Genomic DNA, 14,825 nt, shown 5'->3' with positions numbered 1-14,825 from the left:
CAGTGAAATACCTACCCCCTTATCTGCACGGAGCAGGAATGGCGCAGGAACTTCCCAGGTCAGTGAAGGCCATCAGGATTCTGCTGTTCGTGGTGGCGGCACTCACGTTCGTGGTCGCAGCGGCACTGTTCATCGCCGGGGGAGCGTCTGCCTACGCCTTCGGGTATGCGCTCGCGCTCTCCCTGCCGGGGGTCGTGCAGCTGGGGCTGGGACTGCTGGTGCCTAAAGGCGGCGGCGGAGTGTTCTACGCCATTCTCGTCACCGAGATTCTGCTGGTCCTCGTCACCCTGGCCGCCATAGTCGGCGGAGACGGCCGAGTGACCGAACTCGTCTTTCCCGTGGTCATCCTGGTGCTGTTGAGCCGCCCTTCCGCGCGCAACTTTTTCTTCGACCGCTGACCGCCGTGTTTGAGGCCCGTGTTTTAGTTCCTGGGGCCCTATACACGGTAACGGAAAGCCACTAATTTCATACATTCCGCACCCGTATGTGCGGCGTTGGTGTGGCTAGGGAAAAGCGTCGCTGAAACAGGTGGGTAGTGCTCAGACGGATTCACGACCCGGAACGGGGAGCATCGTTCACGGAATATGCCGGGGTCCTCGTGCTGGCCGCGGCAATCGTGGCCGTCCTGGCATTCTCCGGTATCGCGGCACGCGTCGCTGAAACAGTCGACTCCGCGGTAGCGGCCATCCTCGGCGGCGACCCCATGGACGCCCCTGAGGGAGACGGCACCACCCCGAGCGGGGGAGGGGGCGTTACGCCGGACGGGTCCGGGGAAGGGGCTGGCCAGCCCGGCACACCGGACTCCCCGCCGGAGAACGCGCCTGCGGACGGCACCGGCTCTGACGAGGGCACCATCGTGCCCACGGGGGTGGAGGCAGCGGGCCGACCGCGGCCGACCAGAACACCGGTGGCGGACTCTTGGACACGATCAGCCAAGGGCTGAAAGACGTCGGCACCGGCATCTGGGACGCGGGCGCCGACTTCGTCACCGGGATCAAAGACGACGCCGTCGGCCTGTGGGAAGGCGCCAAAAAACTGTGGAACGCCCCGGGGCAGTGGTTCTCGGACGCCAAAGACAGCATCGTCGAAGGCGCCAAGAACACCTGGAACCAGGTGACCACCGACCCCGGCGGGTTCTTCCTCGACCTGCTCGTCAGCGATGAGGTCCAAGAAGACTGGAAGAACGGCGACAAGACGCATGCCGTCGCCCAAGGCATCGCGGAAAACCTCATCGGCCTGATCCCCGGCGTCGGCTGGTACAAGAAAGGCAACCGGGCCCTCAACGTCATGGGCGGCAAGGACCGCGGCTCCGAGACCACCCCCGGACCGGTCCGCGCCGACGGGGACCAGCCCGGCGACAACCGCCGCAGTGACGACGAAACCACCCGGCCCCCGGCGCGGCCGTGCCGGGGCAACAGCTTCGTGCCGGGCACGCTCGTGCTGCTGGCCGACGGCACGTACGCCCCCATCGAAACCATCACCGTGGGGGACGACGTGTGGGCGTTCGACCCGCGCACCGGCACCGAAGGCCCCCGCACCGTCACCGACCTGCACACCAGCCACAGCACCACCACCCTGGTGGAGCTCACCGTGGACGACGGCACCGAGCACGGCGGTGTCGTGGTCGCCACCGACGCGCACCCGTTCTGGGTTCCCAGCCTCGCCACGTGGGTGGCCGCCATCGACCTGGAACCGGGCACGTGGCTGCGGACCAGTGCCGGAACCTGGGTCCAGGTCCGTGCGGTAGCGGTCCGCACAGCCGAAGCCCAGCGAGTCCACAACCTCACCGTTGCCGACCTGCACACCTACTACGTTGCGGCCGGAGCAGCCGACGCACTCGTCCACAACGAAGCAGGGTGCATCGACAAGTCCCACCCCATCGAGGTCGAAGCCGGCCCTGAAGCGGCCCAGGAGTGGCGGAAACGCTGGGAAGAACAAGGACAGGCCCTCAGCCACCGGCGGAACGTCGCGGTCGCCGACATCCGCATCGACGGTTTCAACGCAGGGCAACTGGTGAGCGTCAGCGGGCAGAACGGACGTCCCGGCACGGTAGAGCTGCCCGCAAACCCCCGCTACACGCCGAAACCCGACATCAACCGCGACGGCTCGGTGGGAAACACCCGGGAATACGAGACGGAACGCAAAATCCTGGAGCACGTGGCACAGCAGTTGAACCCGCGCAACCCGGACGGGAGCATCACCGCGCCGCGCACCGACATCACCGGGGAAATCCACCTCTACACGGAGCTTCCCCCGTGCCATTCCTGCGGTCGCGCCCCCTCCGGTGACGATCCGGGAGGGATCATCGAACAGTTCAAGAGAGAATTCCCGAACATCGACGTGAAAGTCACCTACGGCGACGGGCAGACCTACCCCTGAGCCTGAAAGAAAGGAGAAACAGAAAGCTCGCGCAAGGGAGCAGGCCCGGGGAAGCCGACGGCTCAAGGCACGGAACGAACCATTAGTCGCGGGTCGGCGCCACCCCCGGGCAGAATTCAGGCTGTCCGCGGCCCGCAGGCAGAACAACGGGGTGCCCGCACACGGCGCCCCGGCCACAAGCGGAGAAACAGGGAACGTCCGAGCAGCACCCTCGGGCTTTCGGGGAAGAAGAGGTGACGGCCATGGGAAGAAGCGACTCTGCGCCTTTCGACCCTGAGTGGTTCACGAAAGAACTGATGGAACGGGGAATCGCCACCCCGGAGCAGATCACAGGCTGCACCCCGGAAGAAGTCGCCGAGGTGCTCGCGGAGAAAAAGGACGTTTCCGTGCCGCAAGCCTACGTCGACTTTCTACGGTGCGCCGGGCGGAGCGCAGGAAGCCTCTTCCAAGGCTCCGACATCCACTATCCGGACTGCCTGGGGATCAACGCGTATGCCGAAGAGTTCGCGCGGGACGACGACCCTGGGCTCACCACGGAAGGGCGGTTCTTCTTCTACGTCCACCAGGGCTACGCGTTCTACTTCTTCGAACACGGCAAAGACGGCGTCTGGAGCTACGTCGAAGGAGACGGCGAGCCGCGGAAGTACGCGGCCACGTTCGTCGAATTCCTCAGCAGCCAGCTCGACAACGCCACCCGGACGGCACGCCGGTAGGACAGCCGCCCGATCCGTCGGGAAACCCCCGTGCCCCGGCAGGCGCCGCACCGCAGCCGACACCCGCACACACCCGACGCGGCACGCCCGGGCGGACGCGAACCGTCCACCCAGCCGTGCCGCGCACGATATTCAGGGCGCCGTCACCCTGCACCGGAAACTGGGAGCACACTCACCCGTGCCCGGAGGGCAGCAGACCCGCCCAGGCTACGGCCGCTCCTTCGGGCTCGCGGTCAGCGCCGGGTCGCGCTCAACAGCGTCCCCCAGGATCTCGTCGATACGGCGCATCAGCTCGGCGTCGAGCTTCACCCCCGCCGCCTTGGCGTTGTCCCGCACCTGCTCCGGCCGGGACGCGCCGATGATCGCCGCCGACACGTTCGAGTTCTGCAGCACCCACGCCACCGCCAACTGCGCCGGAGTCAGCCCGGCCTCCGCGGCCAGCGGCAGCAACTGCTGCACCCGCTCCAGCAACTGCTGGTTGTCGAGGAACTTCCGGATGAACTGGGCACCCGACTTCTCGTCCGTGGCCCGAGAACCGGAAGGCGGCGGCTGCCCCGGCTTGTACTTGCCGGTCAGCACGCCCTGCGCGATCGGCGACCAGACGATCTGCCCGATGCCTTCCCGCTTGCACAGCGGCACCACTTCGGCTTCGATCACCCGCCACAGCATGTTGTACTGCGGCTGGTTGGACACGATCCGGTCGAAGCCCATCTCGTCGGCGATCTTCAGCGCCTGCTCGATCTCCTCGGCACGCCACTCCGAGACACCCACGTAGAGGACCTTGCCCTGGCGCACCAAGTCGTCGAAGGCGCGCAGCGTCTCCTCCAACGGGGTGGCGTAGTCGAACCGGTGCGCCTGGTACAAGTCCAGGTAGTCGGTGCCCAACCGGCGCAGCGACTCCTCCACCCCGCGGATGATGTGCTTGCGCGACAGGCCCCGGTCGTTCTTCCCCGGACCCACCGGCCAGTACACCTTGGAGAAGATCTCGATGCCGTCACGGCGCTGCCCTTTGAGCGCCTTGCCCAAGACCTCCTCGGCACGCCCCTGGGCGTAGACGTCGGCGGTGTCGAACGTGGTGATGCCCTCGTCCAGCGCAGCGTGCACGCACGCTATCGCCGTCTCCTCTTCGACCTGGGAGCCGTGGGTGATCCAGTTTCCGTAAGCGATTTCGCTGACAACAAGTCCGCTCTTGCCGAGATGACGGAATTCCATGACCGTACACCTTAATTGCTCGGCCCACCGAACTTACTCGGAAGTACGGCCGTTGTGGCGCAGTCAGCGGCGGTGCTTCGCCAAAAAGTCGTCTCCCACGTTCACCCGAGGCTTCGGCAGCCGCAGCTTGCGGATCTGCACCTGGCGCATCACCGCGTACATGCCGGAACCGCGGACGTTCTCCGTCTCCTTCGGATAGTGCTCCGCGATCAGCTTCTTGACGCGGCGCGCCGTGAAGAAGCCCTCGATGACGATCGTCACCATCATCATGGGCCACACCACATAGGCGGCGAACAACTGGACCTCGGGCACGGGCACGAACATCAGCACGATGATGGCCAGCGAAAAGTACAGGAAGAACTCGCTGAGCGTGCGGCGCGAGTCGACATAGTCGCGGGCCAACGCACGGGCCGGACCGAGGTCCTGGGGCCGGAAGTAGCGGTCCTCCGGCTTGACCAGCCCGGCACGCTCCCGCTGCCGCCTCCGCCGCTCCCGCTCCCACATCAGCTTGTAGGCTTCCCGACGCGTCTTCGGGGCGGACAGCGGCCTGCGGAGCTCCCGGGCTGCTTCCTTGCGTTTGGGAGTGGGAACCCCCTTCTTCGGGGAGTGTCCCTTGCGGGCAGGCGCTTTGTCGGTCTCAGACTTGGTGGAATTGCTCATGACCTGCTCTTGGGATGCTGAGGCGGAGCGACGACGGAACACACCCATCAGGGTAGCCGCTCACCACTCATAGCGGCCCTCGGGCAGAGCGCATAAGGTTGAAAGAAGCGCCCGCTGGGAACAGCCGATACGGACCGAGAAAGAGGACGGCCACGCCGATGAGCGTGTTTCAGCGACTTTCCATGATCTTCAAGTCCAAGGCGAACAAAGCCTTGGACGCCGCGGAAGACCCGCGGGAAACCCTTGACTACTCGTACCAGAAGCAGTTGGAACTGCTGCAGAAGGTGCGGCGCGGGGTGGCTGACGTCGCTACTTCCCGTAAGCGTATCGAACTGCAGATCCAGCAGTTGGAGCAGAAGGCCGCCAAACTGACCAACCAGGGTCGGGCCGCGCTGGCGCAGGGCCGGGAAGACCTCGCCAGGGAAGCCCTGGAGCGTAAGTCCGCGCTCCAGCCGCAGCTCGACAGCCTGCACGAGCAGCACGCCCAATTGCAGAGCGAGGAGCAGAAGCTCACTCTGGCCGCCCAGCGGCTGCAGGCCAAGGTGGAAGCCTTCCGCACCCGCAAGGAGACCATCAAGGCCACCTACACCGCCGCCCAGGCCCAGACCCAGATCAGCGAGGCGCTCACCGGCATCTCCGAGGAGATGGGCGACGTCGGACTGGCGATCCAGCGCGCTGAAGACAAGACCGCGGAACTCCAGGCCCGCGCTGGCGCCGTCGACGAACTGCTGGCCTCGGGGGCGCTGGACGACCTCAGCGGTGCGCCCCGCGACGACATCCAGGCGGAACTCGACCGCATGGCCAGCACCGACGCGGTGGAGCGGGAGCTCGAAGCGATGAAGCGGGAGCTCGGCCAGGGCGGAAACGCGCCCAAGCAGATCGAGGGAGGCGGCGCGTGATCGTCCGCATCATGGGCGAAGGGCAGCTGGACCTGTCCGAAGCCGACCTCGACGTGCTCAACGACTTCGACCGCAAGCTGGAAGAGGCCATCGAATCCGGTGACGAGGCCCGCTTCCGGGTCGCGCTGCACGACCTGCTGGCCAGAGTGCGCGCGGACGGCAAACCCCTGCCCGACGACTCCCTTCAACCGTCGCAGTACATCCTTCCGCCGCCCGACGCGAGCATGGAAGAAGTGCGGGCCATGCTCGGGGACGAAGGGCTCATCCCCGACAGCCTGTAGCCGCGCTCACCGGTCCGGACGGGGCCGCCACGACCCTGGCGGCCCCGTGTTTCGTTTCCGGCCCTCCGGTCAGTGGGCGTCCGGGGCCCTCCTGCCCGACCTCGTAGGGGTGTACCCGGACCCGATGGAAGGCGGTGTGACGTGGCACGCACCAGGTTTATCCCCGACCGAGGGCTCACCGTCCGCATGGCGACCACCATGGTCCTGCTGGCCCTCGTCTACGCGGCGTTCGTGGTAGCGCTGCTGTGGGCCGGCATGCCGTGGTGGCTCGTCCTCCTCGTCGTCGGGGGCGTGGCACTCGTCCAGTACTTCGCCTCCGACCGCATCGCCATGGCCGCGCTCGGCGCCCGCGAAGTCACGCCGCAGCAAGACCCCGAACTGCACGCGGTCGTCGACCGCCTGTGCGCCCTCGCGGACATGCCGAAACCGAAAGTCGCGGTCGCGCACACCGACGTGCCCAACGCATTCGCCACCGGGCACAGCCGGGGAAGCACCATGGTGTGCGTCACCACCGGGCTGCGGCGCCGGCTCGACAACGTCGAACTGGAAGCGGTGCTCGCCCACGAACTGTCCCACGTGGCGCACCGCGACGTAGCTGTGATGACCGTCGCCGCCTTCCTCGGTATCGTCGCGGGCTTCCTCGTCCAAGCTGGGACCCGGTTCGCGCTCCTCACCGGCGGCGGACGCAGCCGGGAAGGCGGGCCTGCGCCCGCGGTCATCGCGCTGCTCGTGGTCGTGATCAGCGCGATCGTGTGGGCGTTGAGCTTCCTGCTGACCCGCGCCCTCTCCCGCTACCGGGAGCTGTCAGCCGACCGCGCCGCCGCCTACCTGACCGCCCGGCCGTCCGCGCTGAGCAGCGCACTCGTCAAAATCAGCGGGGACATGGCCCGCATCCCCACCCAGGACTTGCGGCAGGTCGAACCGTTCAACGCGTTCTTCTTCACCCCCGCGCTGAGCGGGAAAGGCGTCAGCCTCAGCGCGCTCCTGTCCACCCACCCCCCGACCGAACAGCGGCTCGCGCAGCTCGCAGAGATCTCCCGACAGTTGGGAAGGGGAGCCTGAACCGTGGCCCGGCACCACCGACGGAGCCTCCGGCGGCGGATCACCGACCTGGTCGACACCCTGCTCGGCCGCACCCGGCCCCGCCGCGCCAACCTGGACCAGCTTTTCGCGCTGCCGTCCGCCGCGATCACCCTCCGCGTCGCCACCGGGCTGCGCCCCACCGGCCACGCCTCGGTCGCGTTCCGGCCCGCGGAAGGCGAAGCGTTCGCCACCGTGCAACAGGAGATCCTGGACCTGCTCAACACCGGCAGCGGGCCGACAACCGAAGTGCAGCGGGACGAGTACGGCTACACGTGGCTGGTAGTGCGCTCCCCCGCCAGCGAAGAAGGAGGAGGACTCACCGGCCTGGTCACCGACCTGCACGCGGTCAACTCCAGCCTGGAAAGCGCCGGGTTCGGGCCGTCCCTGCTGTGCTCGCTCGTAGTCTTCGCTGCCCCGGACGGGCGGCGCCTCGCCCTCGTCTACCTGTACAAGCGGGGAACGTTCTACCCCTTCGCCCCCAAAGGCGACCACGACCGGGACAACGCCCTCGAACTCCAGGTCAGCGCCGCACTCGAAGGGGAACTGGCCATGGAAATGGACAAGAGCCGCTGGTTCCCCGTCTACGGTGCGCCCGGCCTGTGACCGGCCCCGCTCCCGTGCTTGGCGAGCGCTTTCCGGCACACTACAGGGGTGCGTATCGTGATCGCTCCTGACAAGTTCGCTGGAACCCTCACCGCGGTCGAAGCAGCCGAAGCCATCGCAGACGGCTGGCGCTCCGTCGACCCGGACACCCACTGCACCCTGGTGCCGCTCTCCGACGGCGGCCCCGGATTCGTCGACGTGCTGCACACGGCGCTCGGCGGCACCCTCGTCGCCATCGAAGCCACCGGGCCGCTCGGCACCCCGGTGCAGGCCCGCTTCCTCCTCGTCGGACAGACCGCCTACGTGGAAAGCGCCCAAGCGTGCGGCCTCCACCTGCTGCCCGCTAAAGACCGCAACCCGGAAACCACCACCACCTACGGGGTAGGGGAGCTGATCGGCGCAGCCATCGACCGCGGCGCCACCACCGTCGTCGTCGGCCTGGGCGGCAGCGGCACCAACGACGGGGGAGCGGGCATGCTCGCCGCCCTCGGCGCTACGCCCGCCGAACCACTGCGGAGCGGCGGCGGTGCCCTCACCGGCCTAGACCGCGTCGACCTGGCCGCGGCCCGCGCCCGCGTCGCCGGCATCCGGCTCATTGCCGCCACCGACGTGGACAACCCGCTGCTCGGCGCCCACGGCGCCAGCGCCGTCTTCGGACCGCAGAAAGGCGCGGACGCCGCCCAAGTCCAGCGCCTGGACGCCGCGCTCGCCCACTTCGCGGACCTCACCGACCCGGAGACGACGCTGCGCGCCACGCCCGGAGCCGGGGCAGCCGGCGGGCTCGGCTACGGACTGCTGCTGCTCGGCGGCACCGTCGAATCCGGGGTGCGCAGAGTGCTGGGCGCGGTCGGCCTCGACACCCTCGTGGCCTCCGCCGACGCGGTCATCACCGGGGAAGGGTCCTTCGACTCCCAGTCCCTGCGCGGCAAACTCCCGCATGGGGTAGCGCAGACCGCGTCCCGGCACGGCGTGCCCTGCGTCGTCCTCGCCGGCCGGGTCGCCGTCGCGGAAGAAGAAGCCGCCGCGGCAGGCGTCACCGCAGCCCACTCCCTCGTCGAATCCGCGGGATCAGTGCAGGCCGCCCTGGAGCACTCCGCGCGGGAACTGCGCCGCCTCGCAGCCCGCGTCGCAGCGGACTGGCCGCGCTGACCTGCGGTAACGACCGTGATACAGGCAGCAGGCGGGAAGAAGAAAGACACGTCACAAGTGTTCCGGGATAGCGAGCGTCTCCCCGGAGCACCTACTCTGAAGAGTGCACTGCACAGGGAATGCTGCAACGAGCCCTGACGTTTGACGCGTCAGGAATCCTAAGGTCGCCCAAGGCGGCGGCCACCCCGTTTTGGAGGAGTTTCGCACATGACGGCTGAGACTGACGCCACCACGCAGGGGGTCACCCTCACTGACGCGGCGGTGGAGAAGGTCAAGTCGCTGCTGGCCCAGGAAGGCCGCGACGACCTGAGACTGCGTCTAGGAGTGGCGCCCGGAGGCTGCTCGGGACTGCGCTACCAGCTCTACTTCGACGAGCGCACGCTCGACGGAGACATCATCACCGACCACAACGGGGTCGAGCTCGCCGTCGACCGCTACAGCATGCCCTACCTCATGGGCGCCACCATCGACTTCGTGGACACGATCGAGAAGCAGGGCTTCACGATCGACAACCCGAGCGCGCAGAACTCCTGCGCCTGCGGTGACTCCTTCCACTGATGGGTCACTCCCCGCACACCTCGCCGTGAAGGCTACGGGCCCGCCCCACCCCCGTGGGTGAGCGGGCCCTTTCGCTGTTCTGCGGCTTACCGCACTCTTCGAGCGGGGTGGATACAGTTGTGCCGTCTGTAACCCGTTTCTGACTCCGAGGAGTCCGTCGCTGTGCGCATCGCGGTCACCGGATCCATCGCTACCGACCACCTGATGACCTTCGAAGGCCGGTTCGCCGACCAGCTCATCGCCGACCAGCTCACCCAGGTCTCCCTGTCCTTCCTCGTCGACGAACTGGAAGTACGCCGGGGAGGGGTCGCCGCCAACATCAGCTTCGGCCTGGGCTGTCTCGGACTGAACCCGATCCTGGTCGGCGCGGTCGGCGCGGACTTCGCCGACTACGCCGCCTGGCTGGAACGCCACGGTGTCGACACGTCCGGGGTGCACGTCTCCGAGATGCGGCACACCGCCCGGTTCGTGTGCACCACCGACCGGGACCACAACCAGATCGCCTCCTTCTACGCGGGAGCGATGGCCGAGGCGCGCAACATCGAACTGTGGCCGCTCGCCCAGCGCCTCGGCGGCATCGACCTGGTCGTCGTGGGAGCCAACGACCCGGAGGCGATGATCCGGCACAGCGAAGAATGCCGGGTGCGCGGGATCAACTTCGCTGCCGACCCCTCCCCGCAGCTTGCCCGCATGGAAGGGCCGGAAGTGCGCTCCCTGGTCGAAGGCGCCCAATACCTTTTTGCCAACGAGTACGAAAAAGCGCTGACCGAGCAGAAGACCGGGTGGAGCGACGCGGAAGTGCTCGCCCGCGTAGGCACCCGGGTGACCACCCTGGGCGCCAAGGGGGTGCGCATCGACCAGGCCGGAGAACCCAGTCTCCACATCCCCGCCGCCCACGTCTCGGAGGCAGTCGACCCCACCGGTGCGGGCGACGCGTTCCGCGCCGGATTCCTCGCCGCCCTCTCCTGGGGGCTGGACCTGGACCGCTGCGCCCAGGTCGGCAACGCCACCGCTGCCCACTGCCTGGAAGTGAGCGGCCCGCAAGAATACCGGCTGACCAAGGAAAGCCTGCTGGAGCGGATGGCCCGCTCCTACGGCGACGACGCAGCGGCCGAGGTCGCCGACCGCATGTCCTGACCCGGCGGGACGGCTGTGCCCGGGAAGCGAACCGCCGCGACAGCCCCGCGGTTGGTCAGCGCACCTTCCGAAGGCGCGTAGAGTAGATACCCGACCCTCGTGTCCGGGCATCTCGGTGGTGACCTGTTTCTGGTCCACGCGCTCGGCATGAAGCAGCCCGGGCGCTGAGACGCGTGCCGGGATCTCTACGCCACGCCGCCGCGTGCGGGGTCATCGCGGCGGTAGGGAACAGCCCCGTCCCGCAGGAGACGGGCAGGGCCGTCGAACGACGCCTCCCAGAACTAGGCGAGCCTTACCTGGGATTCCCACCTTTGTGTGAGAACTGAACACTGTGGAGGACTTGAATGCGCTACACCGGACCGAAGGTACGGTTGTCCCGGCGCGCTGGCGTTCCCTTGACCCGTAAGGCGGTCAAGTACTTCGAGAAGCGTCCTTACCCGCCCGGTGAGCACGGCCGTCGGGTGCGCCGCTCTACCAGCGACTACGCCATCCGTCAGGCGGAGAAGCAGAAGCTGCGCTGGTACTACGACCTTTCCGAGAAGCAGCTGGCCCGCGTCTACGAGAACGCGAAGAAGCGTCCGGGCCGTACCGGCGAGGAGATGATCGCCGAGCTCGAGCTGCGGCTGGCCACCGTGCTGCTGCGGGCGGGCTTCGCCGCCTCCATCTACGCGGCCCGCCAGTTCATCAACCACGGCCACATCACCGTGGACGGCAAGAAGGTGGACATCCCCTCCTACCAGGTCAAGCCTGGCCAGATCGTCAGCGTGCGGGAGAAGTCGCGCAAGCTGGTCCCGTTCATCGAGGCCGCCGAGGGCGTGCACGCCGACGAGAAGATCGCCAGCTACCTGGCGGTCAGCCACAAGGACCTGACCATCGCCGTGGTGGACCGGCCCAAGCGCGAGCAGGTGCCGGTTCCCTTCGACGAGCAGCTCGTCGTCGAGTACTACGCCCGCTGATCCAGCTTGGGCACTGGGGCCGCACCTCTGCACGGCACGGGGTGCGGCCCTCGCCGTGGCAAGGGCGCCCGTCCTCGTCAGTACATGCGCTGCACGTGGAAGGCGCTCCCCCTGCTCAACGGGACCTCGCGCAGGAACGTGTGCCGCTTCATCCGACACCACGCCGGAATGTCGGTCCGTGCCGCTGGATCATCGGCGGTGACCGCGATCACTGATCCAATCGGCACTTCCCGCAGACGGTTTGCGAGCATGATGATCGGCACCGGGCACTTGCGGCCGATCGCGTCGATGGTCAGCAGCGGCTGCTCCGACACGGGGCTTCTCCTTGTCTGACGAAGGTGTGTCCTAATCTTTACCCCGACGGGTCGCTAAGAGGTACCCGGTGAAGCGCCTCGTGATCACGGCGATAATCTCGGCTTAGCCAGTCCTGCGGTTCCAGGGGCCGCCAAGGTTACGGTCAAGGGCTAAGCCCGCACAACGGACGTTGTGCAACACGCTGACCAGCGGTCCCCGGAGAAGGGACGCTGGAGCGTCGCGATAATGTTTCCGCTTGACAGGCTTTTTTGGCATAGGACCCGCCCGCACACAGTGCGGCATCACCGCTGGGAAGGCAATCCGTGAGTCCGACCCGCCATAGGAATCGGCGCCACGCGCTGCGCCGATGGGCACCACGCGGCGCCGTGCTCGCCGCGCTGGCTGTGGCCGCGACCGGCTGCGCGTCGAACGAGTTCACTCGTCTGGGGCTGCCGGAGCCGATCACTGAGCAGGCAGAGCGTGTCGTCACGCTCTGGCAGGGCTCGTGGGTGGCGGCGTTCGCGGTCGGCATTCTCGTCTGGGGGCTGATCATCTGGTCGGTGATCGCCTATCGGAAGCGCTCTGAGCAGCTGCCGCCTCAGGTGCGCTACAACATGCCCATCGAGGCGCTCTACACCGTTCTGCCCATCATCGTCGTCTCGGTGCTGTTCTACTTCACGGCCCGAGACCAGACCTACCTGCTGGAGACCGACGAGCCCGCTGACGTCTACGTCGACGTGAACGCGTTCCAGTGGAGCTGGCAGTTCACCTACGAAGACGAGCTCGACGTCAACGGCAATCCTGTCTCTGTCGCCGGGGTCCCGTCCACCAGCAAGGACGAACTTCCTGTCCTGGTGCTGCCGAGCGACAGCGTCGTGCACTTCGACCTGGAGGCTCCGGACGTCATCCACTCGTTCTGGATCCCCGCGTTCGCGTTCAAGCTGGACGTCATCCCGGGACACCCGAACGAGTTCCAGGTCAAGATCAAACCCGGCGTTGAGGGAGACTACGAGGGCCGGTGTGCAGAGCTGTGCGGTTACGACCACTCGCGTATGCTCTTCACCCTCCGCGTAGTCACTCCTGAGGAGTACCGGGCGTGGATCGAGGAGCAGAAGGCCAACCCCCAGGAGCTGCCCGCGGTTCCCGACCTTGAGGAGGAGGCTCCTGCTCCCAACCCGGGCCCGGCCACGGCCACCCAGGACTCCTCCGACACCGCGGCCACGGCTGACGATGCCGCGACCACGGCTGAAGAAGAGGATGGTCAGTAGATGACGACGACGGTTGAGACTCCGACGGCGACCGTCCGGGCATCCGCCACAGCTCGGCGGGTCACCCCGGGCTCGAAAATCGTCAGCTGGCTGACGACAACCGATCACAAGGTGATCGGGTACATGTACCTGATCACCTCGTTCGCATTCTTCCTGCTCGCCGGTGTCATGGCGCTGCTGATCCGGGCCGAGTTGATGTACCCGGGCATGCAGCTGATGAACAACGAGACCTACAACCAGTTGTTCACCATGCACGGCACGATCATGCTGTTCCTGTTCGCGACGCCGCTGTTCGTCGGGTTCGGGAACGTGCTGCTGCCGCTGCAGATCGGGTCACCCGACGTGGCCTTTCCCCGGCTCAACCTGTTCGGGTACTACCTGTTCCTGTTCGGCGGCCTGATCGTGGTAGCCGGGTTCATCACGCCCGGCGGTGCGGCGAGCTTCGGCTGGTTCTCCTACGTGCCGCTCTCGGATGCGGTGCGGTCCCCCGGCATCGGCGGCGACCTGTGGATCATGGGTCTGGCCATCAGCGGTCTGAGCACCATCCTCGGCTCGGTGAACTTCATCACCACGGTCGTGTGCATGCGCGCCCCCGGTATGACCATGTTCCGCATGCCGATCTTCACGTGGAACGTGGTGCTCACCAGCGTGCTCGTGCTGCTGGCCTTCCCGGTGCTCACCGGTGCCTTCGCCGGGCTGGCGGCTGACCGCATCATCGGTGCGCAGATCTTCAACCCCGAGCACGGCGGGCCGATCCTCTACCAGCACCTGTTCTGGTTCTTCGGCCACCCGGAGGTCTACATCATCGCGCTGCCGTTCTTCGGCATCGTCACCGAGATCCTCCCGGTGTTCAGCCGCAAGCCGATCTTCGGCTACAAGAGCCTGATCGGCGCCACCATCGCGATCGCGGGACTCTCCATCACGGTGTGGGCGCACCACATGTTCCCCACCGGCGCGGTCCTGCTGCCGTTCTTCTCCTTCATGACCTTCCTCATCGCGGTGCCGACCGGCGTGAAGTTCTTCAACTGGATCGGCACCATGTGGCGCGGCCAGCTCACCTTCGAGACGCCGATGCTGTTCTCCATCGGCTTCATGACCACCTTCCTGTTCGGTGGCCTCACCGGTGTGATCCTGGCCTCCCCGCCGCTGGACTTCCACGTCACCGACTCGTACTTCGTGGTGGCCCACTTCCACTACACGGTGTTCGGCACCGTGGTGTTCGCGATGTTCGCGGGCTTCTACTTCTGGTGGCCGAAGTTCACCGGCAAGATGCTCAACGAGAAGCTGGGCAAGCTCCACTTCTGGACGCTGTTCTTCGGCTTCCACGGCACCTTCCTCATCCAGCACTGGCTGGGTGCGGAAGGCATGCCGCGCCGCTACGCGGACTACCTGCCGTCGGACGGCTTCACGCTGCTCAACCAGATCTCCACGGTCTCGTCCTTCGTCCTCGGTGCGTCCACCCTGTTCTTCCTGTGGAACGTCTGGACGACCGCGAAGAACGCTCCCAAGGTGACCGTGGACGACCCGTGGGGCTACGGCTGCTCGCTGGAGTGGGCGACCTCCTGCCCGCCGCCGCGGCACAACTTCGTCTCGCTGCCGCGGATCCGCTCTGAGCGGCCCGCCTTCGACCTGC

Annotated in this window: 17 protein-coding genes; 14 read left to right on the top strand and 3 right to left on the bottom strand. The window is 67.1% G+C overall.

Annotated features, from left to right (window positions below; all coding sequences use genetic code 11):
• Window positions 1-38: 38 nt before the first annotated feature.
• From CW348_RS00460 to CW348_RS00445, 4 genes are all read left to right on the top strand, one after another.
• A complete protein-coding gene (locus tag CW348_RS00460; protein WP_011291448.1) occupies window positions 39-398 on the top strand; it encodes a hypothetical protein in 360 nt (119 codons plus the stop codon).
• A gap of 137 nt (window positions 399-535) precedes the next feature.
• Window positions 536-943 carry a hypothetical protein gene (locus CW348_RS00455; RefSeq protein WP_258076839.1) on the top strand — a complete coding sequence of 136 codons (408 nt, stop codon included), beginning with the start codon at window positions 536-538 and terminating at the stop codon, window positions 941-943.
• Window positions 919-2,379, top strand: a complete 1,461-nt coding sequence (locus tag CW348_RS00450; RefSeq protein ID WP_258076838.1) for a polymorphic toxin-type HINT domain-containing protein — start codon at window positions 919-921, stop codon at window positions 2,377-2,379. The genes CW348_RS00455 and CW348_RS00450 overlap by 25 nt, the downstream gene beginning before the upstream one ends.
• Before the next feature lie 242 nt (window positions 2,380-2,621).
• Window positions 2,622-3,092, top strand: coding sequence for an SMI1/KNR4 family protein (locus CW348_RS00445; protein WP_011291450.1), 471 nt, complete (start codon window positions 2,622-2,624; stop codon window positions 3,090-3,092).
• Between the two features lie 207 nt (window positions 3,093-3,299).
• Here the strand turns inward: CW348_RS00445 and CW348_RS00440 are convergent, their stop codons facing one another.
• Together CW348_RS00440 and CW348_RS00435 are read right to left on the bottom strand one after the other, a co-directional pair.
• Window positions 3,300-4,304, bottom strand: coding sequence for an aldo/keto reductase family protein (locus CW348_RS00440; RefSeq protein WP_011291451.1), 1,005 nt, complete (start codon window positions 4,302-4,304; stop codon window positions 3,300-3,302).
• A gap of 63 nt (window positions 4,305-4,367) precedes the next feature.
• A complete protein-coding gene (locus CW348_RS00435; protein ID WP_258076837.1) occupies window positions 4,368-4,964 on the bottom strand; it encodes a DUF3043 domain-containing protein in 597 nt (198 codons plus the stop codon).
• Between the two features lie 158 nt (window positions 4,965-5,122).
• Here CW348_RS00435 and CW348_RS00430 point away from each other — a divergent pair, with 158 nt between their 5' ends.
• The 8 genes from CW348_RS00430 (at window position 5,123) to rpsD (ending at window position 11,630) form a co-directional block, all read left to right on the top strand.
• Window positions 5,123-5,863 carry a PspA/IM30 family protein gene (locus CW348_RS00430; RefSeq protein WP_011291453.1) on the top strand — a complete coding sequence of 247 codons (741 nt, stop codon included), beginning with the start codon at window positions 5,123-5,125 and terminating at the stop codon, window positions 5,861-5,863.
• Complete coding sequence (locus tag CW348_RS00425) at window positions 5,860-6,144, top strand: hypothetical protein (protein ID WP_011291454.1); 285 nt, start codon at window positions 5,860-5,862, stop codon at window positions 6,142-6,144. The genes CW348_RS00430 and CW348_RS00425 overlap by 4 nt, the downstream gene beginning before the upstream one ends.
• 141 nt (window positions 6,145-6,285) lie before the next feature.
• Entirely contained in the window at window positions 6,286-7,206 is a 921-nt protein-coding gene (gene htpX, locus CW348_RS00420; RefSeq protein WP_011291455.1) for a zinc metalloprotease HtpX, read from the top strand.
• A 3-nt stretch (window positions 7,207-7,209) separates the two neighbouring features.
• Window positions 7,210-7,830 carry a hypothetical protein gene (locus CW348_RS00415; protein WP_011291456.1) on the top strand — a complete coding sequence of 207 codons (621 nt, stop codon included), beginning with the start codon at window positions 7,210-7,212 and terminating at the stop codon, window positions 7,828-7,830.
• 48 nt (window positions 7,831-7,878) lie between these two features.
• Window positions 7,879-8,979 (top strand): glycerate kinase, encoded by a 1,101-nt coding sequence (locus tag CW348_RS00410; RefSeq protein ID WP_104612586.1) that lies wholly within the window; start codon window positions 7,879-7,881, stop codon window positions 8,977-8,979.
• Between the two features lie 207 nt (window positions 8,980-9,186).
• Window positions 9,187-9,537 carry an iron-sulfur cluster assembly accessory protein gene (locus CW348_RS00405; RefSeq protein ID WP_011291458.1) on the top strand — a complete coding sequence of 117 codons (351 nt, stop codon included), beginning with the start codon at window positions 9,187-9,189 and terminating at the stop codon, window positions 9,535-9,537.
• Between the two features lie 162 nt (window positions 9,538-9,699).
• Window positions 9,700-10,674 carry a carbohydrate kinase family protein gene (locus CW348_RS00400; protein WP_104612585.1) on the top strand — a complete coding sequence of 325 codons (975 nt, stop codon included), beginning with the start codon at window positions 9,700-9,702 and terminating at the stop codon, window positions 10,672-10,674.
• Between the two features lie 344 nt (window positions 10,675-11,018).
• Entirely contained in the window at window positions 11,019-11,630 is a 612-nt protein-coding gene (gene rpsD, locus CW348_RS00395; protein WP_104612584.1) for a 30S ribosomal protein S4, read from the top strand.
• A 77-nt stretch (window positions 11,631-11,707) separates the two neighbouring features.
• On the opposite strand, the gene CW348_RS00390 is transcribed toward rpsD, so the two are convergent.
• Complete coding sequence (locus CW348_RS00390; RefSeq protein ID WP_011291461.1) at window positions 11,708-11,944, bottom strand: sulfurtransferase TusA family protein; 237 nt, start codon at window positions 11,942-11,944, stop codon at window positions 11,708-11,710.
• Between the two features lie 429 nt (window positions 11,945-12,373).
• Between CW348_RS00390 and coxB the strand changes: the two genes are divergently transcribed.
• Window positions 12,374-13,192 carry a cytochrome c oxidase subunit II gene (gene coxB, locus CW348_RS00385; protein WP_038043503.1) on the top strand — a complete coding sequence of 273 codons (819 nt, stop codon included), beginning with the start codon at window positions 12,374-12,376 and terminating at the stop codon, window positions 13,190-13,192.
• On the top strand, window positions 13,193-14,825 hold a 1,633-nt coding region (gene ctaD, locus CW348_RS00380), incomplete at its 3' end, for a cytochrome c oxidase subunit I (protein WP_287462313.1).

Origin of the sequence: Thermobifida sp., from assembly GCF_017577275.1 — a bacterium.
GTDB lineage: Bacteria > Actinomycetota > Actinomycetes > Streptosporangiales > Streptosporangiaceae > Thermobifida > Thermobifida fusca.
This window is presented reverse-complemented; position numbering and strand designations above follow the sequence as displayed.